This is a genomic window from Streptomyces sp. P17 (assembly GCF_032436805.1).
Taxonomy (GTDB): Bacteria; Actinomycetota; Actinomycetes; order Streptomycetales; family Streptomycetaceae; genus Streptomyces.
In genome coordinates, this window is record NZ_JAVRBF010001160.1 from 1 (window position 1) to 254 (window position 254).

At 46.1% G+C, this 254-nt stretch carries 1 pseudogene; it reads right to left on the reverse strand.

The annotated features are described in order from the left end of the window. Positions 1 to 254, reverse strand: a pseudogene (locus tag RMT89_RS44265) (elongation factor P); the annotation flags it as partial.

Genomic DNA, 254 nt, shown 5'->3' on the forward strand with positions numbered 1-254 from the left:
CTTCCTGAACGTGTGTCGATTTTTATTTTTTCGCCGGTTTCGATAAACAAAGGTACACGTACTTCAGCGCCTGTTTCAACGGTTGCAGGCTTCAATGTATTGGTTGCCGTGTCGCCTTTCAATCCCGGTTCGGTATAGGTTATTTCCAATATTACGTGCGTGGGCATTTCCGCGGTTAAAATCGTACCGCTTTCCGCGTGAATTTGCACTTCCACCACATCGCCTTCTTTCAAAAACTGCACGCCTTCAATTTG